Annotated in this window: 22 protein-coding genes; 9 read left to right on the forward strand and 13 right to left on the reverse strand. The window is 72.8% G+C overall.

Annotated features, from left to right (window positions below):
* Window positions 1–14: 14 nt before the first annotated feature.
* Window positions 15–1,004, forward strand: a complete 990-nt coding sequence (locus DVR05_RS04115) for an LD-carboxypeptidase (RefSeq protein WP_116244460.1) — start codon at window positions 15–17, stop codon at window positions 1,002–1,004.
* 44 nt (window positions 1,005–1,048) lie between these two features.
* On the opposite strand, the gene DVR05_RS04120 is transcribed toward DVR05_RS04115, so the two are convergent.
* Genes DVR05_RS04120 through map form a run of 3 tightly spaced genes read right to left on the reverse strand, consistent with a single transcriptional unit; the run spans window position 1,049 to window position 2,529 of the window.
* On the reverse strand, window positions 1,049–1,444 hold the full coding sequence (locus DVR05_RS04120; RefSeq protein ID WP_116244461.1) for a type II toxin-antitoxin system VapC family toxin: 396 nt from the start codon (window positions 1,442–1,444) through the stop codon (window positions 1,049–1,051).
* The gene (locus DVR05_RS04125) at window positions 1,444–1,719 is read right to left on the reverse strand and encodes a hypothetical protein (RefSeq protein WP_116244462.1); all 276 of its coding nucleotides are present in this window, start codon (window positions 1,717–1,719) and stop codon (window positions 1,444–1,446) included. Before DVR05_RS04125 ends, DVR05_RS04120 begins: the two co-directional genes overlap by 1 nt.
* A 39-nt stretch (window positions 1,720–1,758) precedes the next feature.
* Complete coding sequence (map, locus tag DVR05_RS04130; protein WP_116244463.1) at window positions 1,759–2,529, reverse strand: type I methionyl aminopeptidase; 771 nt, start codon at window positions 2,527–2,529, stop codon at window positions 1,759–1,761.
* Between the two features lie 78 nt (window positions 2,530–2,607).
* On the opposite strand from map, the gene DVR05_RS04135 reads away from it, so the two are divergent.
* The 5 genes from DVR05_RS04135 (at window position 2,608) to DVR05_RS26490 (ending at window position 8,698) form a co-directional block, all read left to right on the forward strand.
* Window positions 2,608–2,883 (forward strand): helix-turn-helix domain-containing protein, encoded by a 276-nt coding sequence (locus DVR05_RS04135; protein ID WP_116244464.1) that lies wholly within the window; start codon window positions 2,608–2,610, stop codon window positions 2,881–2,883.
* A gap of 145 nt (window positions 2,884–3,028) precedes the next feature.
* Window positions 3,029–4,981 carry an acyl-CoA dehydrogenase gene (locus DVR05_RS04140; protein ID WP_116244465.1) on the forward strand — a complete coding sequence of 651 codons (1,953 nt, stop codon included), beginning with the start codon at window positions 3,029–3,031 and terminating at the stop codon, window positions 4,979–4,981.
* Window positions 4,982–5,453: 472 nt separating this feature from the next.
* Window positions 5,454–6,776, forward strand: a complete 1,323-nt coding sequence (locus tag DVR05_RS04145) for an MFS transporter (RefSeq protein WP_116244466.1) — start codon at window positions 5,454–5,456, stop codon at window positions 6,774–6,776.
* Window positions 6,777–6,805: 29 nt separating this feature from the next.
* Complete coding sequence (locus DVR05_RS04150) at window positions 6,806–8,125, forward strand: GH1 family beta-glucosidase (RefSeq protein ID WP_116244467.1); 1,320 nt, start codon at window positions 6,806–6,808, stop codon at window positions 8,123–8,125.
* Between the two features lie 243 nt (window positions 8,126–8,368).
* The gene (locus DVR05_RS26490) at window positions 8,369–8,698 is read left to right on the forward strand and encodes a hypothetical protein (protein ID WP_157982381.1); all 330 of its coding nucleotides are present in this window, start codon (window positions 8,369–8,371) and stop codon (window positions 8,696–8,698) included.
* A gap of 54 nt (window positions 8,699–8,752) precedes the next feature.
* Here the strand turns inward: DVR05_RS26490 and DVR05_RS04155 are convergent, their stop codons facing one another.
* Genes DVR05_RS04155 through DVR05_RS04165 form a run of 3 tightly spaced genes read right to left on the reverse strand, consistent with a single transcriptional unit; the run spans window position 8,753 to window position 9,919 of the window.
* Window positions 8,753–8,932 (reverse strand): DUF397 domain-containing protein, encoded by a 180-nt coding sequence (locus DVR05_RS04155; protein ID WP_116244468.1) that lies wholly within the window; start codon window positions 8,930–8,932, stop codon window positions 8,753–8,755.
* Between the two features lie 2 nt (window positions 8,933–8,934).
* Window positions 8,935–9,114, reverse strand: a complete 180-nt coding sequence (locus DVR05_RS04160; RefSeq protein ID WP_369974495.1) for a DUF397 domain-containing protein — start codon at window positions 9,112–9,114, stop codon at window positions 8,935–8,937.
* Window positions 9,101–9,919, reverse strand: a complete 819-nt coding sequence (locus DVR05_RS04165; protein WP_116244562.1) for a helix-turn-helix transcriptional regulator — start codon at window positions 9,917–9,919, stop codon at window positions 9,101–9,103. Before DVR05_RS04165 ends, DVR05_RS04160 begins: the two co-directional genes overlap by 14 nt.
* 283 nt (window positions 9,920–10,202) lie before the next feature.
* On the opposite strand from DVR05_RS04165, the gene DVR05_RS04170 reads away from it, so the two are divergent.
* Window positions 10,203–11,081, forward strand: coding sequence for a hypothetical protein (locus DVR05_RS04170; RefSeq protein WP_116244470.1), 879 nt, complete (start codon window positions 10,203–10,205; stop codon window positions 11,079–11,081).
* Between the two features lie 14 nt (window positions 11,082–11,095).
* Here the strand turns inward: DVR05_RS04170 and DVR05_RS04175 are convergent, their stop codons facing one another.
* The 6 genes from DVR05_RS04175 to DVR05_RS04200 form a co-directional block, all read right to left on the reverse strand.
* Window positions 11,096–11,668, reverse strand: a complete 573-nt coding sequence (locus tag DVR05_RS04175; RefSeq protein WP_116244471.1) for a hypothetical protein — start codon at window positions 11,666–11,668, stop codon at window positions 11,096–11,098.
* Window positions 11,669–11,774: 106 nt separating this feature from the next.
* A complete protein-coding gene (locus tag DVR05_RS04180; protein ID WP_116244472.1) occupies window positions 11,775–12,389 on the reverse strand; it encodes a TetR/AcrR family transcriptional regulator in 615 nt (204 codons plus the stop codon).
* Window positions 12,390–12,450: 61 nt separating this feature from the next.
* Window positions 12,451–13,623 carry an acyl-CoA dehydrogenase family protein gene (locus tag DVR05_RS04185; protein ID WP_116244473.1) on the reverse strand — a complete coding sequence of 391 codons (1,173 nt, stop codon included), beginning with the start codon at window positions 13,621–13,623 and terminating at the stop codon, window positions 12,451–12,453.
* The gene (locus tag DVR05_RS04190; protein WP_116244474.1) at window positions 13,620–15,728 is read right to left on the reverse strand and encodes a biotin carboxylase N-terminal domain-containing protein; all 2,109 of its coding nucleotides are present in this window, start codon (window positions 15,726–15,728) and stop codon (window positions 13,620–13,622) included. Before DVR05_RS04190 ends, DVR05_RS04185 begins: the two co-directional genes overlap by 4 nt.
* A 26-nt stretch (window positions 15,729–15,754) precedes the next feature.
* The gene (locus DVR05_RS04195; protein ID WP_232831978.1) at window positions 15,755–17,290 is read right to left on the reverse strand and encodes an acyl-CoA carboxylase subunit beta; all 1,536 of its coding nucleotides are present in this window, start codon (window positions 17,288–17,290) and stop codon (window positions 15,755–15,757) included.
* A gap of 107 nt (window positions 17,291–17,397) precedes the next feature.
* Window positions 17,398–19,140: an acyclic terpene utilization AtuA family protein gene (locus DVR05_RS04200; RefSeq protein ID WP_116244476.1), complete on the reverse strand. Its 1,743-nt coding sequence runs from the start codon at window positions 19,138–19,140 to the stop codon at window positions 17,398–17,400.
* A 152-nt stretch (window positions 19,141–19,292) separates the two neighbouring features.
* Here DVR05_RS04200 and DVR05_RS04205 point away from each other — a divergent pair, with 152 nt between their 5' ends.
* Complete coding sequence (locus tag DVR05_RS04205; RefSeq protein WP_116244477.1) at window positions 19,293–19,919, forward strand: hypothetical protein; 627 nt, start codon at window positions 19,293–19,295, stop codon at window positions 19,917–19,919.
* A gap of 220 nt (window positions 19,920–20,139) precedes the next feature.
* On the opposite strand, the gene DVR05_RS04210 is transcribed toward DVR05_RS04205, so the two are convergent.
* Complete coding sequence (locus DVR05_RS04210; protein ID WP_116244478.1) at window positions 20,140–20,901, reverse strand: MBL fold metallo-hydrolase; 762 nt, start codon at window positions 20,899–20,901, stop codon at window positions 20,140–20,142.
* A gap of 210 nt (window positions 20,902–21,111) precedes the next feature.
* On the opposite strand from DVR05_RS04210, the gene DVR05_RS04215 reads away from it, so the two are divergent.
* Entirely contained in the window at window positions 21,112–21,531 is a 420-nt protein-coding gene (locus DVR05_RS04215; protein ID WP_116244479.1) for a YciI family protein, read from the forward strand.
* Window positions 21,532–21,538 lie beyond the last annotated feature (7 nt).

Here is a 21,538-nt window from a genome sequence, read left to right on the forward strand (position 1 = left end):
CGGGTGGGGACACGATGACCGAGGTACGCGGTGACCGGGAGGCCGCGGCCGAGGCGGTACGGAGCGCGCGGGGTGTGGGAGCCCTGGTCCGGCCGCCACGGCTGCGCGCGGGGGACCGGGTCCGCCTGGTGGCGCCGTGCAGTCCGGTGCCGCCCGCCCAGCTGACGGCCGCGGCGGAGCTGCTGACCGGGTGGGGGCTGCGGGTGGAGTTCGCGCCGCACGTCCGCGAACTCCACCCCCGGCTGCCCTACCTCGCCGGCTCGGACGCCGCGAGGGCCGCCGACCTCCAGGAGGCGTGGTGCGACCCGGACGTGGCCGCCGTGTTCTGCGTGCGCGGCGGTGACGGGGCGCACCGGACCCTGGACCTGCTCGACTTCGCCGCGATGCGGCGCGCGCGGCCCAAGGCCCTGGTGGGGTTCAGCGACATCACCGCGCTGCACGAGGCCTTCGCCGTCGAACTGGGGGTGGCCACGGTGCACGGGCCGGTGGTGGGGACGCGGTACTTCGTGGGCGACCAGGTCGCCCAGCACGAGCTGCGCACCACCCTGTTCACCCCGGAGCAGCGGACCGTGCTGACCTCCCCGGGAGCGCGCGCCCTGGTGCCGGGACGGGCCCGGGGGGTGACCTTCGGCGGGAACCTGAGCCTGCTCAACGACGGACTGGCCACGCCGCACAGCAGGCTGTCGGCCGAGGGGGGCGTCCTGCTGCTGGAGGACGTCGGGGAGAACGCGGCGCGGATCGACCGGATGCTGACCCACCTGCTGCGCACCGGTTGGCTGGACGGGGTCGCCGGGGTGGCGCTGGGAACGTGGACGGACTGCCCGCCGGACCTGGAGTTGATCGCCGACCTGATGCGCGACCGGCTGACACCGCTGGGCGTGCCGGTGCTGTGGGGGCTGGAGTTCGGGCACTGCGCGGCCCAGTTGACGGTTCCGCTGGGGGTGCCCGCGCGGCTCGACGCCGAGGACGGCAGCCTGGAGCTGGCCGTCCCCGGCCTGGAGTGAGGCGCGCCACGTCCCGGGGTGTACGGGGTGCGCACCGGCTCTCCTCAGACCGCGACGGTCCGGCAGTACTTCTCGGCCGCCTCCGCCAGACGGATGTCCCCGGTGATCAGAGGGCAGTCGAGCATCCGCGCCGCGGCCACGTAGGCGGCGTCATATCCGGTGGCATGGCCGCGCATCTCCCACATGAGGGGAAACAGTCGACGCACACCGACCAGTTCGACCTCCATGCGTTCCGCCACGTCCTCAAGGATCCTGCCCGCCCGCTCCTCGGAGATCTTCCCGCCGAGGCAGAGACCTCGGACCGCTGAGAAGACCTCCGTCGGCATGTGTTCGGGGGCGGCCCAGGCGTACTCCTCCTCAAGGAGCGCACGAGCCCGTTCCCCTGTGGCTCCGTCGAACGCCAGCGCGTTGACGAGAACACTCGCGTCGATGATGACCACTAGCCGCCGTCCGCTCCGCCGTGGGTTCCGTAGCGCCCCATGCGCTCCTCACGTTCGGCCCGGATGATCTCGGCGGCCGACACCTCCTGGCCGTCTCCGACACCGTCGTCACGCCCCCCGTAACTCCGCAGGACCTTCGCGTTGCGTGAACGCCTCGCCTCGGCCTCGACCAGGTCAAGCAGGAAAGCCTGAAGTGACTGTCCCCGCTCCTTGGCGCGACTCGCCAGCTCGTCTCTGGTCTCTTCTCTGACATTTCTGATCTGCAAAGCAATCATGCATGTATTTTACATGCATTTCTTCGGCGGGGGAGCCGGTCACGGGACCGTGAGGACCACCGGTCCCTCCCCGGTGACGGCGACGGTGTGCTCGACGTGGGCGGCACGGGACCCGTCGGCGGTGCGCACCGTCCAGCCGTCGTCGGCGTGGACGTAGGCGTCGGTGCCGCCGCGCACGAGCATGGGTTCGATGGCGAGCACCAGCCCTGGGCGCAGGACCATCCCCCGCCCCGGACGGCCCTCGTTGGGCACGAACGGCTCCTCGTGCATGGTGCGGCCGATGCCGTGGCCGCCGTGGTCGGCGGTCAGGCCGTACCCGGCACGCCGCGCCCCGGCGCCGACGGCGTGGCCGACGTCGCCCAGCCGGGCGCCGGGACGGGCGACGGCGATCCCCCGGGCCAGGGCGGCCTCGGCGTCGGCGACCAGCCGCGCGTCGGCGGGGTCGACGGTCTCACCGACGACGAAGCTGATCGCGGCGTCGGACGACCAGCCGTCCAGCCGGGCGCCGCAGTCGACGCTGACCAGGTCGCCGTCCTTCAACGCCCGCCCGGTGGGGACGCCGTGCACGATCTCGTCGTTGACGCTCAGGCACACCACGCCGGGGAAGGGCGTGGGCGCCCACGACGGGTGGTAGCCGCGAAAGAGCGGCTCGGCCCCACTGACGGCGATGACGTCGGCGGCGGCGCGGTCCAGGTCCGACCCGGTGCGCCCGGGGGCGGCGACGGCCCGCGCGGCGGCCAGGGCCCGCGCCACCACGCGTCCGGCCTCGCGCATCCGGGCGATCTCCGCGGGGGTCTTGAGTTCGACCACGGGGCTTCCTCTCCTGGGGTGGGATATCTATACCGGGATTACTATACCGATCACGGTGGCGCGGGCTACACTCTCGGCATGGTTCGTGAACCGCTGACCGCCGACCAGATCCAACGGGGCCGCCTCCTCGGAGCCCTTCTGCGCGACGCCCGCGCCGACCGGACGATGGTCGACGTCGCACGCCAGGCCGGGATCTCGGTCGAGACCCTGCGCAAGATCGAGGGCGGCCGCATCCCCACCCCCGCCTTCTTCACCGTCGCCGCCGTGGCCACCGCGCTCGACGTGTCCCTGGACGACCTGCTGCGCCGGGTCCACGAGACCGCCACCGCCCGGGAGACGGCCACCGCCGTCTGACCGGCCCCGAAGCGGCGCCCCGGCCCGCCCAGCCGTACCGTGGGGGCCACCACACCCGTGTCCCGGGCGTGTTCCCGACACGCCTGGTCCCGGCGGTGGTAGGCACGACAGTGGCCGCGCCGTCGAGCAGCATCAGGGGGAGACCATGACCGACCGGGCACTACGCGTGGACGAGGCCGAACTGCGCGGCCTGCTGGACGGACGCTGGGCGAACGTCCGCGAACGCGCCCGCGACCTCCTCCAGGGGGAGGAGTTCGCCCCCGTCCACGGACTGTCGGTGGACGAGCACCGCGCCCGCGTCCTCACCCAGCTCAAGGCCCTGGCCAAGACCGAGATCCCGGGCTACGGCTTCCCGGAGGCGGTCGGCGGAAGCGACGACATCGGGGCCTCCGTCGTCGCCTTCGAGATGCTCGTCGCCGACATGTCCCTCATGGTCAAGGTGGGGGTGCAGTGGGGGCTGTTCGGCGGGGCGATCCGGGCGCTGGGCAGCGAACGCCACCACGCCGAGTACCTGCCCGACGTGATGACCGTCGACCTGCCGGGCTGCTTCGCCATGACCGAGACCGGGCACGGCTCCGACGTGCAGCACCTGCGCACCACGGCCACCTACGACCCCGCCACCGAGGAGTTCGTGGTCCACACCCCCGACGAGGCGGCGCGCAAGGACTACATCGGCAACGCCGCCCGCGACGGCCGCATGGCGGTGGTCTTCGCCCAACTGCGCACGGACGGCGCCGACCACGGCGTGCACGCCCTCATGGTGCCGATCCGAAACGAGGACGGCTCCCCCGCGCCCGGCGTGCGGATCGAGGACTGCGGGGCCAAGGCCGGGCTCAACGGGGTGGACAACGGGCGCCTGTGGTTCGACCGGGTGCGGGTGCCGCGCACCAACCTGCTCAACCGGTACGGCGACGTCGCCGCCGACGGCACCTACTCCAGCCCCATCGACAACGAGCACCGGCGCTTCTTCACCATGCTCGGCACCCTCATCCGGGGCCGGATCAGCGTGGCCGGCGGTTCGGGCACGGCCGCCAAGGCGGCCCTGGCCATCGCCACGCGCTACGCCGACGTCCGACGCCAGTTCACCCGGCCCGCGGCCGACGGCCGGCCCGAGCGCGAGGTCCGGATCCTGGACTACCTGGCCCACCAGCGCAAGCTCCTGCCCGCGCTGGCGCGCACCTACGCCCTGCACTTCGCCCAGGAGGAGCTGGTCACCCGCCTGCACGAGCTGTCCCGCGCCCCCGAGCGCGACGAGCACGCCCAGCGCGAGCTGGAGTCGCGGGCCGCCGGGCTCAAGGCGGTGGCCACCTGGCACGCGACCCGCACCATCCAGACCTGCCGGGAGGCGTGCGGCGGCGCGGGGTACCTGGCGGAGAACCGCATCCCGCAGCTCAAGGCCGACTCCGACATCTTCACCACGTTCGAGGGCGACAACACGGTCCTGCTCCAGCAGCTGACCAAGGGCCTGCTGACCAACTTCCGGGAGTCCTTCGGCGACCTGGACCAGCTGGGGCTCGTCCGGTTCATGGCGGGCCGGGTGTTCGAGGGCGTCATCGAGCGCACGGCGGCCAAGCCGCTGATCGACCGGCTGATCGCCGCCGCCCCCGGGCGCGGTGAGGAGGCCGACCTGTACAACCGGGGCTGGCAGCTGGAGCTGCTGGAGGACCGCGAGCGGCACGTGGTCGAAGGGCTGGCGCGACGGCTGCGCAGGGCGCGTCGGGACGGCAGCGACGCCTTCGAGGTGTTCAACCTGGCCCAGGACCACGTCCTGGCGGCGGGGCGGGCGCACATGGACCGGGTGGTGCTGGAGGCGTTCGTGGCCGGGATCGACCGCTGCGGAGACCAGGCGACCACCAAGCTGCTCAACCGGGTGTGCGACCTGTACGTCCTGTCGGTCGTGGAGGAGGAGCGCGCCTGGTTCCTGGAGCACGAACGCCTGTCCACCGCCCGGGCCAAGGCGGTCAGCCAGGCGGTCAACGACCTGTGCCGGGGGCTGCGTCCCTACGCCGTCACGCTGGTGGACGCCTTCGGCCTGCGCGACGAGTGGCTGGGCGCACCGATCGCCCTCGGCGCGGAGCACGCGCGTCAGGGCGGGTAGATGTCGGCGATGGCTTCCCCCTCGTGAATCGAGGGGGTTTCGACCGGATCGGGTGGGCCGACGACGCCTCGCGGCGCGCGACGGTTCACCCTCCACCGGCACCGCGCCCCAGGGGACTTGCTCCCCTGGGGCACGGCCCCGCCGTGATCGCGCGGCGGGAGCCGCCCGGCGCGGTTCACCCCGGTGGGGAGCCGGTTCATCCGCGCGTCAGCGCGTTCTGGGTCGCGTCCACGTCCGGGTGAGCCGTGTGCCCGCACGACGCGCCCCGGGACACCGATCGGCTCTCGCACGGGGCCGGGGCCGCCCGCTGGCACACGGCGAACTGATGGGGTGGCCAGCCGGATGAGCCACCCCCTACTCACCCGCTTCAAGAACTCGACTCGAAAGCCCGGGGACTTCCGTGCGCCCGGGGCTTCCTCCAGGACATGTGACCCGCCTAACATGAAGGAAATTCACGTTAGGTAGGTCGTCCGTGCGCACACCCCCCGCGCGATCCCCCTCCCCTGACCACGATCCCTCCGGCCACGGCCCGCCCGAGGACGACTCCCCCGTTCCCGCCGCGCTGACCGAGCCCACGCGGCCGGTGCGCGCCCCCTGGGTGGCCGGGATCTGCCTGGCCAACCTCGGCATGTGGATGGCGTTCTTCGGCCCGCTCCAGGTGCTGCTCCCCGAGCAGATCGCCCTCATCGCACCCGACGCCAAGGAGACCGCGCTCGCCTGGGTGACCGGGGTCGGCGCGGCGATCGCCGTGGCCGCGACCCCGCTGGCCGGTGCCCTGTCGGACCGCACCACCGGGCGGTTCGGACGCCGCCGACCGTGGGTCGTGGCGGGCGCGGTGCTCGGCGCGATCGGGCTGGTCGCGCTCGGGGGGCAGGAGACCGTGGCGGGCGTGCTCGTCGGGTGGTCGTTCATCCAGGGCGCGCTGGCCTGCCTGAACGCGACCCTGCTCGCCGCCGTCCCCGACCACGTGCCGGTGCGCCAGCGCGGCGCGGTGTCGGGGTGGATCGGCATCCCCCAGTCGGCCGGGGTGGTGGTCGCGGTGCTGCTGGTGACCACGGTGGTCAGCGGCACCGCGCCCGGCTACACCCTGATCGGTGTGCTCCTGGTGGTCTGCGCGCTGCCGTTCGCCCTCCTGGCCCCCGATCCCCCGCTGCCGCGCTCGGCCCGCCCGCCGTGGGGCGACCTCCTTCGGGGGCTGTGGGTCTCGCCCCGCCGCCACCCCGACTTCGGTTGGGCCTGGCTGACCCGGTTCCTCATGCAGACCGGCAACGCCATGTTCACGCTGTACCTGCTGTACTTCCTGCGCGACGGGGTCGGCTACGAGGAGCTCTTCCCCGGCTCGTCGGCGGCGGACGGGCTGCTGGTCCTCATCCTCGTCTACACGGCGGCGGTCGTGACCACGACCGTGCTGGCGGGGCTGGTCTCGGACCGGACCGGCCGCCGCCGGGGCATGGTCGCGCTGTCCGGCGGGGTGATGGCGCTGCCCGCGTTCCTGCTCGCCGCGTTCCCCACCTGGCCGATGAGCCTGGTGGGCGCGGTGGTGCTGGGGGTGGGGTTCGGGGTGTTCCTGGCCGTGGACAACGCCCTGGTCACCCAAGTGCTGCCGAGCGCCGACGGGCGGGCCAAGGACCTGGGGATCGTCAATATCGCCAGCGCCGGACCCCAGGTGATCGCGCCCGCGCTGGCCGGTCCGATCGTCGTGTACCTGGGCGGATACCCGGTGCTGTACACCGTGTGCGGCGTGCTCACCCTGCTGGGCGCCGCGTTCGTCTGGAAGATCCGGGGTGTGGCGTGAGTCCGCACCCGACGAGGAAGGACACCACCGTGCCGTCACCGTTCCTGTGGGGCGTCGCCTCCGCCGCGCTCCAGGTCGAGGGCGCCCTGAATGAGGACGGGCGCACCCCGTCGATCTGGGACGCCTTCCACGAACGCCCGGGCGCCGTCCGCGACGGGCACACCCCGGCCGTGGCGTGCGACCACTACCGCCGGTGGGCCGAGGACGTGGAGCTGCTGGGTCGGCTGGGGGTGACCGCCTACCGGTTCTCGGTCTCCTGGCCGCGCGTGGTCCCCCGGGGCCGGGGGCCGGTGAACGAGCCCGGCCTGGCCTTCTACGACCGGTTGGTGGACGCCCTGCTGGAGCGGGGGATCGAGCCGGTGCCGACCCTGTTCCACTGGGACCTTCCGGTGGAGCTGGAGGAGGCGGGCGGCTGGTCGGCGCGCGCCACCGCCGAGGCGTTCGCCGCGTACGCCGCCGCCACCGCCGACGCGCTCGGTGACCGTGTGCGGCGCTGGATCACGCTGAACGAGCCGGTCGTGCACATGGCCTACGGGCACGCGTTCGGAATCCACGCCCCGGGCAGGACCCTCGACGTGCCGGACGCGCTGGCGGTCGCCCACCACCAGCTGCTGGCGCACGGGCTGGCGGCGCGGGAGCTGCGGTCGCGGGGGTTGGAGGTGCTGCTCACCAACAACTACTCCCCCGTCGAGCCCGCCTCGGGCTCCCCGGCCGACCGCGCGGCGGCCGACGCCTACGACGCCCTGCACAACCGGCTGTTCACCGACCCCCTCCTCTGCGGCGGTTACCCGGACCTGTCGGCGTTCGGGGCGGGTGAGGTGCCGGGGGTGCGCGACGGGGACCTGGAACTGATCGCGGACAGCGTGGACGGTCTGGGCGTGAACTACTACAACCCGTCCCGGATCGCCGCTCCCGCCGAGGGTTCGGGGCTGCCGTTCGACTTCGCGGAGATCACCGGTGTGCCGACCACGGCGTTCGGGTGGCCGGTGGTGCCGGAGGGGCTGGAGCGGTTGCTCCTCCTGCTCGGTGAACGGTACGGGGACGCACTGCCGCCGCTGTACGTCACGGAGAACGGATGTTCACAGGCGGACGCGGTCACCCCGGAGGGCCGCGTGCACGACCCCGAGCGGATCGCCTACCTGGAGGGCCACGTCGCGGCGGTGGAGCGGGCGCGGGAGCGCGGCGCGGACGTGCGCGGGTACTTCGTGTGGACGCTGACGGACAACTTCGAGTGGGCGGAGGGCTACCACCAGCGGTTCGGGCTGGTGCACGTGGACCACGCGACCCAACGGCGGACGCCCAAGGACTCGTTCGACTGGTACCGGGGGCTCATCGCCGCCCGGCGGTGAACCCGCCCCAGCTTCCAGACATGACGGCGGCGTGCGGGCCACCCGGAACCAGCCCGGGGCCAGGTGGCCCAGGGGTTCGTTCGGTATGCCAAATCCATCCTCGGAACGGTTTGTTTGCATTGGCCGCGATTGGACCTGGTTCAGATGGCGAATTCGTTTCGGTTTCCGCGTTCCGCCATTCGATTCCGATCTTCGTGCTCTACGCTGCCGACACCAGAACGAACATGATCCAGGGGGACCCGCATGACATCCGGACGTCGGCTCGCCACGCTCACCACCGCGCTCACAGCGGCGTCGGCACTTCTGTGGGGAGGCTCCGCGGCAGCCTCGGACACCAGCCAGGATGAGGTGCTTCGTGGTTGCGCCCGGGATGTGCTGGCCGGAAATGCGGTCGACGCGGAAACGACGAACAGAACCCTGATGCTCCTGGAGGATGCGCAGGCCCAGGGTCTCACGCAAAAGTCCAAGGAGACTCTCAAGCAAGAGGTGAAGGAGCTCTTCGTAGCGGCGGGTCATGGGGACAAGCTCGCGGCGGTGTTGACGGGGTTCGATGCCTGCGTCAACGGACGCTGAGCCCGGCGGCGTGCACGCGATCGTGCACGCCGCCGGTTCGGTTCTTGGGAGGGGTCAGGCTCGTTCGTCGCGCAGGCCGTGGAGGAGGGCAACCCACTGCGAGCCCGGGAAGCTGAGGTACCCGAGGCTCCGGTTCTGCGTGTCCCGGACCTTCACCGCATCCGGGGCCTCACAGACCTCCACGCAGTCACCTCGTCCGCCGCTGTAGCTCGACTTGTGCCAGTTCTCAGCCATCGTCAGTCCTCTCGTAGGCTCCGAACAAGAGCCGCCCACTGGTCACCTGGGAAGGCGAGGTGTCCAAGGCTCCGGTTCCGTGTGTCACGCATCCTCACTGCATCCGGGGCCTCGCACACCTCTACACAGTCACCCCGTGCACCGCTATAGCTCGACTTGTGCCAGTTCTCAGCCATGTTCATCCTCTTCGTTCATGCGGCGAATCAGGTCGATCGACGCCAGAGGAGGAAGCGCCCACGACAGGAGCTCTCGGTAGACCGCCTGGTGACGAGCCACCTCCTGGCTATCGTCGATGATCACACCGCCACCGGAGTGCTCTGCGTAGACGATGGGTGGGCCATCCTCGGACATAATCACACGGAACGGACCGGATGATCCTCCGAGGTAGGGGGTTCCCACAGGCACCACCAGCAACCTCAGCCTCTCGGATTCTGCCAGACGCACCAGGTGTGCACGCTGCTCGCGCATCACTTCCTCATCACCAACCCGAGCACGGACGACGTTCTCCGGGATCACCGCCAAGAGCTTGGGGTTGTTCACCTCCACCAAGGCATCCAACCGCTTCACCCGCAACTGCGCGAGGCGTTTGTGCTCCTCAGGGGAGTCCAAGGGGCCATCATCACGGAAGACCACAAGCGCGTACGCCTCAGTCTGCAAGAGCCCCGGAACGAGGTTCGGGTGGTACATGTGGATCTCGGTCGCATTCTCCTCCGACTCAGTCACCTGTTCGTACCAGTCCGGGTCGCCCTCGCCTCGCACTGCTTGCGACCAACGCCTCATGAGCGCCCCGTTGGTAGCGAAGAAGGCGTCAAGCCGCTTCGCTACGTCCTCCTTTGTCCTTCGTGTCCCCCGCTCCATCGCCCCGAGCATCTGGGGAGACAGACCGGCCTGTGGCGCCAGCCGTTCCAGATTCATCCCTGATTCCAGACGAAGCCGCCTGATCTCGGACCCGAATTCCCGCCATACAGTAATGCGTCGCTCCACCATGGAAGTAGAGAACCACAGATCAAGCACAGTTGAGTAGGGGTCTGCTACTTCTCCCTCCAGAAGTGAGGTAACTCTTGCCCTGAGGCAAGGCTCCTCGAAGACTCAGAACAGGTGAACAGCCTCCAGATCCCCTCTCCAAGCATGGAGAGCACAATTTGGAGCGCACCACATCATCTGATTCTTTCGCTACCGAGGAGCCAGACATGGCGCAGCAATTCAGCCAATTTCGGACACAGAAAGACTTCCGGTCGTCCGGTCGGCCGATATCTGGGGGAGGCATCCGATGAAGCCTCCCACCGGGTCCAACGAATTCGGCCCGCTCCTCCCCCGTCCCGCCGTCGACGACCACGTCGCGCACGGCTACACCGCCACCCAGGTCAACGCCCTGGCCGTCTGGGCGGCCCGCGAGTGCAACTGGGTCAACGGCATGGAGATGACCCACCGCGCCGAGACCGCGTGGGAGGCGATCACCGAACACCTCCACCTCACGCACGAACGCCCCGAGGAGACCGAACTCATCGCGATCGGCTGGAAGGCCATGAAGGCCCAGCACTACCAGGACCTGCGGGCACACGGCTTCGGCGGACAGGACCAGTCCGTCCTCTCCCGCGCCTTCCTCCGGTACTGGACCAGCGCCTCGGCACCCACCCACGGACACGAGGACCTGATCGTGGACCGGCTCGCCCTCGCCCAGATCTGGCGGGCCCTCACCCCGACCCAGCGCGACGCCCTGCGCGCCCTCGCGGAACACGGCGACCGCACCGCCGCCGCGCGCTCGCTGAACCTGTCCGACGGCGCGTTCTGCTCCGCGCTCACCCGTGCCCGCCACCGGTTCCTCGCCCTGTGGCACGAACACGAGCAGCCCTCACGGCTGTGGGGCGCCGACCGCCCCGGGGCCCGGCACCAGAACCCGATGAAGCTGCTGCGCCAGCGGCGGCGCAAGGCGCGGCAGCGCGCCCGCCGGGTCCAGACCGGGCCGAGGGCGCGCATCGGCCGCCCGCGTCGGGACCTGGGGGTGTCCGACGCCGAGATCCTCGCCCGTCACGAGGCCGGGGAGAGTCTGAACGCGCTGGCTCGGGCGCTGGGCACCTGCCGGGACGTCATCCAGCGCCGGATCGCCACCGCACGGGACGAACGGGCCGAGCGGGCCGAGGCCGGGTGAGGGGACGCCCGAATCTACTCGCCCACGACGGCGCCGAGGGGGCCGCTGTCCGCCCGGTCGGCGCCGTCCGCCGCGGCCTGGCGGGCCGGTTCCCACCACCACCAGTGCGTCTCGGGCACCCAGGCGGGCACCTCCTCGCCGCTGACCGGGCTGGCCTCGGCCGCCACCGCGACCAGGGCGTCGTCGATGCGCGGGATGGCCTCCAGGTCCACCGGGCGCAGGAACCGGTCCCAGGGAACGAACTCGTCACCGAGGAGCTGGAGCATCGACCGCCGCCAGCAGGCGGGCCGGTAGCCCTCGTGCCGACCGTTCTCCGCCGCTGTCTGGGTGCGCACCACGTACAGGCTGAGCCGGTCGGGGTTGTTCCCGCTGACCAGCAGCTCGGCCAGGGTCGAGTTGAAGTTCCGTCCCGCCGGGGAGGCGCGTTCGGCCGCCGTGGTGGCCCGGTACAGCTCGAAGAGCGCGGCGAACGCGGTGTCCATCAGGGCGTCGCGATCCCTGCGCCGTGCGGCACTCTCCGCGAACGCGTCCACCGCCTGCCTGGCCAGGCCGGGCAGGTCCCGGCCCGATTCCGCACCCACCGTCACACCGTCCGTCCGGTCTCGTCCCCGTATGCGCCTGAGTCGGGTCACACCCGATCGCTTCCGATGATAGACATCCGCGAGCGCCCGCACGCCGCGCGAAGCCGAGCGCTCACCCGTAGTTCCGCCCCAGCGCCTGGTCGAGCATCCGCGCCCACTGCCGCACGATCCCCCGCCGACGTGCGCTGTCGTCGCTGAGCAGATTGGCCAGGCCCAGCCCCCGCGCCAGGTCCAGCGTCGCCTGCACCGCCTCCCGCACCCCCGGGACCGACTCGTCCGCCCCCAGGAGCTCCACCGCCGCCCGGTGGATCTGGCGCCCCACCCGTTCCTCCATCGGGATGATCCGGTCCCGCAGGGTCGGGTCGCTGGCGGCTCCCGCCCACAGCTGGAGCGCGGCGTGGAAGTCCTCTCCGCTGAAGGCGGCCACGACCATCCGCACGACCGCCTCGGTGCGGCCGGGCCCCTCGGGAACGGCGGCGGCGCCGCGCCGCAGCTCCTCGCCGCGGCTGTCGACCATCCGGTCGAGCGCGGCCAGGAACAGGTCGTCGCGGGTGGGGAAGTGGTGCTGGGCGGCCCCCCGGGACACCCCGGCCGCCTCGGCGACCGCGCCGACCGTCGCCCCCGCCACACCGCGCTCGGCCAGGCAGCGCACGGCCGCGTCCAGCAGCCGCGCCCGGGTGGCCCGGCTGCGTTCCTGTCGCGGCTCCCGGTCGAGCTCGGTGCCCACGTGGCGTCCCCCCAGGTGTGCGCGCCGCGCCCCGGACGGGGGCGGCGCGCGGTCGGTCCGGTCAGTACGACTTGGGCAGGCCGAGGGACTGCTGGGCCACGTAGTTGAGCACCATCTCCCGGCTGACCGGGGCGATCCGGGCCAGGCGCGCGGCCACGACGGCCGCGCCCAGTCCGTACTCGCTGGCCAGGCCGTTCCCGCCGAGGGTCTGCACCGCCTGGTCGACCGATCGCACGCACGCCTCGGCGGCGGCGTACTTGGCCATGTTGGCCGCCTCCCCCGCCCCCGCGTCGTCGCCGGAATCGTAGCGGAGCGCGGCGTGCTGGGTCATCAACCGGGCCTGCTCCGTCTCGATCTTGACCTGCGCGAGCGGGTGCGCCAGCCCCTGGTGGGCGCCGATGGGCGTGTCCCGCCACACCGTGCGCTCCCTGGCGTAGCCGACCGCCTTGCCCAGGGCGTGCAGGGCGCTCCCGGTGGCCATCGAGGCCGCCATGATCCGCTCGGGGTTGAGCCCGGCGAAGAGCTGGAGCAGCCCCGCCTCGGGGTCGCCGACCAGGGCGTCGCCGGGCAGGCGGACGTCGTCCATGAACAGCTGGAACTGGTGGTCCGGGCTGACCAGGTCCATCTCGATCGGGCGCGCCTCGAACCCGGGGGTGTCGGTGGGCACGACGAACAGCGCCGCGCTCAGGCGGCCGGTCGCCTCGTCCTCGATCCGGCCGACGATCAGGACCGCGTCGGCCACGTCCACTCCGGAGATGAAGGTCTTGCGGCCGTTGAGCACCCAGCCGTCGCCGTCGCGGCGGGCGGTGGTGGTGATGCGGTGGGCGTTGGAACCGGCGTCGGGTTCGGTGATGGCGAAGGCCATGATCGCCTCGCCGGTGGCCAGGCCGGGCAGCCACCGGTCGCGCTGGGCCGGGGTGCCGAAGCGGGACAGGACGGTTCCGCAGATGGCCGGGGAGACCACCATCATCAGGGTGGGGCACCCGGCGGCGGCGAACTCCTCCAGGACGGCGGCCAGGTCGCCGATGCCGCCTCCGCCGCCGCCGTACTCCTGGGGGATGTTGACGCCCAGGTAGCCGAGGCGTCCGGCCTCCTCCCACAGCTCGGTGAGGTAGGCGCCCTCCCGGGCGCGGGATCTGTAGTAGTCGGATCCGTACTTGTCGGCGAGCGCGGCGACGGCGGCGCGCAGTTCGCGGCGTTCGGACGGTTCGTCGAAGGTCATGGCCCCGGTCACGTGTCGGTCCCTTCGTGGTCCTGGTAGTCGAGTACGGCGAGGGGCGCCCCGGCGGGCACCCGCTGTCCCGTCGCGACCGGGAGCTCCCGGACGGCACCGGCGGCGGGAGCGGTGACGCGGTGCTCCATCTTCATGGCTTCCAGGCGCAGCAGGGTCTGCCCCGCGCGCACCTTCTCCCCCACGGCCACGTCCACGGCGGTGACCGTGCCCGGCATGGGCGCGGGCAGCGCGCCCGGGTCGACGGCGGCCTCGGGGGCCGGCAGGGGGTCGACCGGGGTGAGGGTGACCGAGCCCTGGGGGGAGTCGACGTGGACGTCGGGGTCGCCGTCGTACCGGTGGACGGTGAAGGGGCGGCGCAGGCCGTCGACCTCCAGCACCACCAGGTCGGGTGCGGCGGACAGGACGCGGACGTCGGCGCGTTCGGGGACGTGGGTCCCGCGGACGGACCGGTAGGAGGCGGTGACGGGTGCTCCGCCGTCTCCGGCGCGGACGTAGGAGCGGGTGCGCGGGTGGGCGGGGAGGTTGCGCCAGTCGGCGGGGATCCCGGTGGGGACGGGGGTGCGGGTTCGGGCGGCCTCGGTCGCGGACAGGCTCGCGGCCAGGGCGGCCAGGTGCGCGGTGTCGGTGTCGGCGAGCGGCTGGGCGAGCGCGGTGAGCCGGTCGCCGGTGAGGTAGCCGGTGGTGAGCCGGGCCCGCCGGGCGGGGTCGGAGTGGTCGGCGTCGGTGAAGGCGGGGTGGCGCAGGGCGCGGACGAGCAGGTCGCGGTTGGTGCCCACACCGTGTATCCGGGCGGTGGCCAGGGCCGCGGACAGGCGGCGCAGGGCGTCGCGGCGGTCGCGGCCGTAGGCGATGACCTTGGCGAGCATGGGGTCGAAGTCGGCGCCGACGGTGTCGCCGGGTTCGACGCCGCTGTCCAGGCGCACCCCGGGCGCGGTGAGCGGGGTGAAGGCTGCGGTGACGCCGGGGACGTCGAAGGAGCGCAGCACCCCGGTCCGGGGCCGCCAGTCCCGGCGCGGGTCCTCGGCGTACAGGCGGACCTCGATCGCGTGGCCGCGCGGGGCGGGTGGGCCGGAGTCGGGCAGGGGTTCGCCCTCGGCGACGCGGATCTGCCACTCGACCAGGTCGAGGCCGGTGACGCACTCGGTGACCGGGTGCTCGACCTGGAGGCGGGTGTTCATCTCCAGGAAGACCGGGTCACCGGGGCCGTCGTCACGGACGGGGACGAGGAACTCGGCGGTTCCGGCGCCCGTGTAGCCGATCGCCCGGGCCATGTCGCGGGCGGCCTCGTGCAGGCGGGTCCGCAGGGGGTCGGGGAGTCCGGGCGCGGGGGCCTCCTCGATCACCTTCTGGTGGCGGCGCTGGACGGAGCAGTCGCGTTCGCCCACGACCCACACGGTGCCGTGGGCGTCGGCGAGGATCTGCACCTCGACGTGGCGGCCGTGGTCGACGTAGGGCTCGCAGAAGACGGTCGGGTCGCCGAACGCGGCCGCGGCCTCGGCGCGGGCGGAGGCGGCGGCGCCGGGCAGGTCGACGAGGTCGCGGACGACGCGCATGCCGCGGCCGCCGCCCCCGGCGGCGGCCTTGACGAGGACGGGCAGGTGGTCGGCGGTGACGTCGTCGGGGGCCAGGGCGGCGGCGACGGGGACCCCGGCCCGGTGGGCGAGGTCCTTGGCGCGGGTCTTGGAGCTCATGGCGGCGATGGCGTCGGGAGGTGGGCCGACCCAGGTGAGTCCGGCGTCGGTGACGGCGCGGGCGAGGTCGGCGCTCTCGGAGAGGAAGCCGTAGCCGGGGTGGACGGCGTCGGCTCCGGCCGTCCGGGCGGCGTCGACCAGGGCGCGGGGGTCGAGGTAGGCGGCGGCCGGTCCGGCGCCGTCGGGAACGGGCAGGCGCACGGCGGTGTCGGCCTCGGCCACGTGCGCGGCGGCGGCCTCGGCGGGGGTGTCGGCGTGGACGGCGACGGTGGCGATGCCCAGGACGCGGCAGGTGCGCAGGACGCGGCGGGCGATCTCGCCGCGGTTGGCGACCAGGAGGGTGGACACGGGGGTGGCGGGGGGCGGGACGGGGCTCGGTGCGGCCCGGGGTGAGGGCGGTTCGGGGCGGTGCACGTCGGGTCTCCTCTCCACGTCCGGGGTCACATCCGGAAGACGCCGAAGCGGTCGGCGCCCCGGACGGGGGCGTTGTGCGCGAAGGACAGGCACAGGCCCAGGACGGTGCGGGTGTCGCGGGGATCGATGACGCCGTCGTCGTAGACCCGGCCGGACAGGAACAGGGGCAGGGACTCGGCCTCGATCTGCCGCTCGACCATCTCGCGCATCGCGGTGTCCTGGTCCTCGTCGTAGGGTTGGCCCTTCCGGGCGGCGGACTGGCGGGCGACGATCGACAGCACCTCGGCCAGTTGGCGCGGCCCCATGACGGCCGAGCGGGCGCTGGGCCAGGCGAACAGGAACCGGGGGTCGTAGGCGCGGCCGCACATGCCGTAGTGCCCGGCTCCGTAGGAGGCGCCGATGAGCACGGAGAAGTGCGGGACGGTGCTGTTGGAGACGGCGTTGATCATCATCGAGCCGTGCTTGATGATGCCGCCCTGCTCGTACTCGCGGCCGACCATGTAGCCGGTGGTGTTGTGCAGGAAGACCAGGGGTGTGTCGGCCCGGTTGGCGAGCTGGATGAACTGGGCGGCCTTCTGCGCCTCGGCGCTGAACAGGACGCCGTTGTCGTTGGCCAGGATCCCGACCGGGTAGCCGTGCAGGGTGGCCCATCCGGTGACCAGGCCGGGGCCGTAGGCGGGTTTGAACTCGTCCAGGACCGAGCCGTCGACGACGCGGGCGATGACCTCGCGCGGGTCGACGGGGACCTTGAGGTCGGGCGGCATGACGCCCAGCAGCTCCTCGGCCGGGTAGCGGGGTTCGGGGGCGGGCGCGGCGGGGGATGGGCCGGCCTTGGTCCGGTTGAGGCGGGCGACGACGCGGCGGCCGATACGCAGGGCGTCGCGTTCGTCCTCGGCGAGGTGGTCGGCGAGGCCGGAGACCTCGGCGTGCATGCGCGCGCCGCCCAGGGACTCGTCGTCGCTCTCCTCCCCGGTGGCCGCCTTGACCAGGGGCGGACCGCCGAGGAACACCTTCGAGCGGTCGCGGACCATGACCACGTGGTCGCACATGCCCGGGATGTAGGCGCCCCCGGCGGTGGAGTTGCCGAAGACGAGGGCGATCGTGGGCACCCCGGCGGCGGACAGGCGGGTCAGGTCGCGGAAGGTGCGTCCGCCGGGGACGAAGATCTCCTTCTGGGTGGGCAGGTCGGCGCCGCCGGACTCCACGAGGTTGATCAGCGGCATCCGGTTCTGTTCGGCGATCTGCGCCGCGCGGGCCGACTTGCGCAGCGTCCACGGGTTGCTGGAGCCGCCGCGCACGGTGGGGTCGTTGGCCACGATGACGCACTCGGTGCCGGACACGACCCCGACGCCCGTGACGACGCTGGCGCCGACGTGGAAGTCGCTGCCCCAGGCGGCCAGGGGGGACAGTTCGAGGAAGGGGCTGCCCTCGTCCAGGAGGAGTTCGATCCGTTCGCGGGCGAGCAGGCCGCCCCGTGACCGGTGGCGGTCGACGTAGCGCTGTCCGCCCCCGGCCACGGCCTTGGCGTGTTCGGCGTCGATCTCGGCGAGGGCGGTCAGCATGGCCCCGCGGGCCTCGGCGAAGGCGGGCGCGGCGGTGTCCAGGCGGGTGGGCAGGACCGTGCCGGAGGTGCCCGGCGGGGGCGGCGGGGCGGGGCGGGAGGGTGTGCTCACAGCGCGTCCCCCTCCTCCAGCAGCGGTCGGGGGATCGGTACTCGTCGGGCCCGCAGCCACTCCCCCAGCCCCTTGGCCTGGGGGTCCGGCCCCTCGCGTCGGGGGGCGCCGGGGGCGAGCAGGCCCTCGATCCAGAAGTTCACGGCGCGCAGGTTGGGCAGCGCGTGGCGGGTGATCTTGAGGTCGGCGGTCTCGGGGAGGAGTTCGCGCAGGCGGTCGGCGGTGAGTTCGTGGGCGAGCCACCGCCATCCCGGATCGGTGCGGGCCCACACGCCCACGTTGGCGTCGGCGCCCTTGTCCCCGCTGCGGGCGCCCAGGACCAGCCCGAGGGGGGCGAGCCGCACCGGGTGCGGGGGCAGGGGTTCGGGCAGCGGGGGTTCGGGGAGGTCGAGGAGCGCGCGGGTGCGGTCAGGCGGCGGGATCAGCGCGCTGTCGCCGTCGGGGAGGATGACGGTGTGCTCCACCTCGGCGGCGGGGACCAGCGCCTGGGTGATGGCGACCCCGTCGGGGCGGGCGTCGCGCGGCGGCGCGGCCAGGTGGAACCCGGCGTAGCTGGCCAGGGCCAGTTCGACGGCGGTGGCGCCGAAGGAGCGGCCGACTGTGGCGGGGTCGTGGTCGCGGGCCACGACGCGCAGGCGGGCGGTGGCGGAGTCCTGGTCGGCGGCGTGGGGGTCGCGCGCGGGTGTGAACTCGAAGTGCAGCTCGCCGGGCCTGCGTCCGGCGAGGGCGGCGCGCATCTGGCGTTCGGCGTGGCGGGCCTTGTCCTGGGCGTCCAGGCCGGTGATGAGGAACTCGACCTCGCCCCGGAAACCGGTGAGGCTGGTCAGTCCCACCTTGAGGTCGGGGGGCGGGGCCTCCCCGCGTACGCCGCTGACGCGGACCCGGTCGGGGCCCTGCTGGTCGAGCCGGACGGTGTCCAGCCGCGCGGTGACGTCGGGCCCGGCGTAGCGGGGTCCGGCGATCTCGTAGACGAGCTGGGCGGTGACGGTCCCGGTGGTGACGGCGCCGCCGAAGCCGGGGTGCTTGGTGATGACCGCGCCGCCGTCGGCGTGGATCTCGGCGAGGGGGAATCCGGGGCGGTCGAGGTCGCGGCCCTGGCGCAGCAGGTCGGCGGCGAAGGCGTAGTTGCCTCCGGTGGCCTGGGCGCCGCACTCGATGACGTGTCCGGCCACGGTCGCTCCGGCCAGGGCGTCGAGGTCGTCGCGGGTCCAGCCGTGGTGGGAGATGGCGGGGCCCACGGTCAGGGAGGCGTCGGTGACGCGGCCGGTGACCACGATGTCGGCGCCCGCGTCCAGGCAGGCGGCGATGCCGAAGGCGCCCAGGTAGGCGTTGGCGGTCAGGGGGGTGCCGAGGTTGAGCTCCTCCGCGCGGTGGAGGAGGTCGTCGCCGGTGACGACGGCGATGCGGGGGGCCAGGTCGCACTGGTCGGCCAGTTCGGTGAGCCGGTCGGCGAGGCCGCGCGGGTTGAGCCCGCCCGCGTTGGCGACCACCCGGATCCGGCGCTCCATGACCAGGGACAGGCACTCGCGCATCTGGCTCAGGAAGGTCCTGGCGTAGCCGCGGCCCGGGTCGGCGAGCTGGTCGCGGCCCAGGATCGCCATGGTCAGCTCGGCCAGGTAGTCCCCGGTGAGGACGTCCAGGGGGCCGCCGGTGAGCATGTCGCGGACCGCGGAGAAGCGGTCGCCGTAGAAACCGGAGGCGTTCCCGACGCGCAGCGGGGGCGCTGGTGTCGCAGTCATGGATCGAGAGTGACACCGAACACACGAAAAAACAAGCACGTGTGATTGTTTTTCTCCGTATCGTCCCGATGCGCACCACATGGCCGGAAGTGGCCACGGGGTGCGGGTTGGTGAGTCCGCGCCGGGGGAGACGCGCGGGGTAGTTTGGCGCGGTGAGTACCTCCCACGACGACAACAAACCCAGCACGGACGCCTCCGGGGACGCGCCCGCCGAGGCCGCCGAGGCGAACGCGGAGAAGTCCACCGCGCCGACCGGGGAGGCCGCCGGGGACGGACGCGGAGCCGGGGCCACGGTGAAGGACGCCGGAGACGGGACCGCGTCGGCGGGCGCCGGGGCCGACGGCGCCGAGAACGGGGACGCGAGCGAGGACTTCCTCATGGGCACGCCCCTGCCGCCCGCCTCCACCCTGGGCGGTGTCTTCTCCGCCGAGACCTTCGCCGTGGTCGGTCTGCTCCTGCTGTCCCCCGTCATCATCAACTCGCGGCTCTTCGAGTTCTTCGGCTGGTTCGTGCTCGGCGGCGCGGTCTCGGCACCCGCCGGCACCGGTTCCGAGATCACGGTGGCGGGCGGGCTCAGCGCCCTGGCCGTCCTCTCCGGGGCGGTCTCCCTGTTCCGGAGCGGGGCGCACACGCGGGCCTCGGCACGCTGGGTGGCGGCGGCGACGGTGCTCGTCGGCGCGCTGTTCCTGCTGCTCGCGGTCACCACCTACGCCTGGGTGCCCGAGCCGTCCGCGGAGTTCGGCTGGTTCGGCTACGAGCCGTACAGCCTCAACGGCTGACCCGATCCACCGCCGCTCACGTTCGGCGTCGGTGTACACGCGCGCGGCGGGTCCCGGACCGCTCCGGCCGGGTCACCCGTACCCGCGGACCGGCCCCGCCGACTGCCGGGGAGCGCCCCGGGCGGCCGGTGCCGAATCCGCGATCCCCCGGATCAGCGAGGCCGGTGGCGTGCCCGGCGCCGTCACGCGCTCCGTCCTGGACCGCGACCGCCGCCCCCTCTCACCACGTCCGCGCGGCACCGGCCCTGGCGGCCCTGACCGCCTCGGCCGTCGGCGTGCGCGTGAGCGGCCCGTGTCCGGGCAGCAGGAGGTCGGCGTCCAGTCCGGCGATCGTGTCGAGCGCGGCCAGCATCCGGTCGCGGTCGTGGTGGAAGATCGACGGGAGCACCTGGGGACCGGTCAGCCGGGAGATCGCGTGGCCGGTGCACAGGCTGTCCCCGGTGACGACGGCGCCCACCGAGGGCAGGTGGTAGCAGCTGTGACCGGAGGTGTGGCCGGGGGTCGGGACCGGGACAGGGCGGCCGGGAAGGTCCAGCGGTCCCTCGTCCGGGAAGGGCAGGGCGCGCACGGGCTCCCTGCTGGTACCGCCCGACCGCAGGACGTGCAGGGTCCACGACGCCACCCCGGGGCGCCACAGGTGGGAGAGGACCGCGCCGGGCGTGGCCTGCTCGATGTACTCGCGGGCGGTGTGGGCCACCTCGCGGGGGTCCGTGTACACGGGGGTGCCGTAGCGTGCGGTGAAGCGGGGCAGGGAGCCGATGTGGTCGACGTGGGCGTGGGTGACGAGGACGGCCCGCACGTCCTCGGGACGGTGGCCGATGTGGCGGATCGACCCCTCCACGGCGTCGGCGTCACCGGGATAGCCCGCGTCGATGAGGGTGAGGTCGTCGCCCTCCTCCAGGATCACCCAGTTGACATGGGCTCCGCCGACGAAGTAGACGCCGTCCGCGGCCTTGACCACACCCTCCGGCTGTGCTGACACGTTTTCCCGCCTCCGGTTCCGGCGACTCTGGCCGGGGCGCGCGGCCCCGCCGCGAACGTAGCAGCGCCACCCCTGTCGGGAAAGCCCTCCGGACGCCACGAAGGTCCGCGAAAAAAGTCCGACGGCCGTGTCGATCCGCGTCGACCCGGTTCGACCTACGGATGAGAGGGTTCCACGGAGGAGCCCGGACATCCCAGGGAGTACAGAGCCGTGAAGTACATGCTGATCATGCGCGCGACCGACGAGGCCATGGAGAAGATGGGGGACGTCGACTTCGACGAGATTCTGGAGAAGGTCGGCAGGTTCAACGACGAGCTGATCCGGGCCGGTGTCCTGCTCGCCGCGGAGGGCCTGTCCGACCCCGCCGAGGGCGTGGTCGTGGACACCTCCTCCGAGCCCCCGGTGGTCACCGACGGCCCGTACGGGGAGACCAAGGAGCTGTTCGGCGGGTTCTACATCCTCAACGTGGCCTCCAAGGAGGAGGCGATCGAGTGGGCCAAGCGGATCCCGCTCGCCGGTCCCGGTTTCAGGACCGAGATCCGCCGGGTCACCACGATCGACGAGTTCCCGCAGGACAACGAGTGGATCAAGAAGGAGCGCGCGTGGCGCGAGGCCACGGGCCAGCTCTGATCGGACG

Source organism: Nocardiopsis sp. FIRDI 009, assembly GCF_003386285.1.
Classification (GTDB): Bacteria; Actinomycetota; Actinomycetes; order Streptosporangiales; family Streptosporangiaceae; genus Nocardiopsis.